The 529-nt window shown below is 47.4% G+C and carries 1 pseudogene; it reads left to right on the forward strand.

Annotated elements, in window-relative coordinates:
- Positions 1–529 (forward strand): annotated as a pseudogene (locus tag R7O13_RS30535) (acetate kinase); the annotation flags it as partial.

Raw genomic sequence — 529 nt, forward strand, 5'->3', positions numbered from 1 at the left:
TTTGTACTGGTGATCAACTCTGGTAGCTCTTCACTAAAATTTGCAGTCAGGGATTCCGTATCGGGTGACGCGGTGCTAAGTGGTCTGGGCGAATGCTTTGGTCTATCAGACGCTCGTATGAGCTGGAAATTCAACGGTGAAAAAAAGGAAATCTCCATCGAAGGTGCCGATAGCCATCACAAAATCGCTATCGGCAAACTAGTAGGTTTAACCGAAGAGTTAGGTCTAGCTCAAGACATCGTTGCTGTGGGCCATCGTATTGTTCACGGCGGTGAGAAATTCACTAAGACCGTTCGTATTACTGAAGAAGTTACACAAGAAATTGAGAAGCTTGCAGACCTTGCTCCACTTCACAACCCAGCTGGTGCTATCGGCATCCGTGCTGCTGTTGAAGCGTTTCCAAGCCTTCCACAATTTGCAGTATTCGATACAGCGTTCCACCAAACAATGCCTCAACGTGCGTTCACTGGTGCAATCGCTAAAGAACTTTACACTGATTTCGGCATTCGTCGTTACGGGTTCCACGGCA

It is taken from the genome of Vibrio sp. Y176 (genome assembly GCF_033438945.1).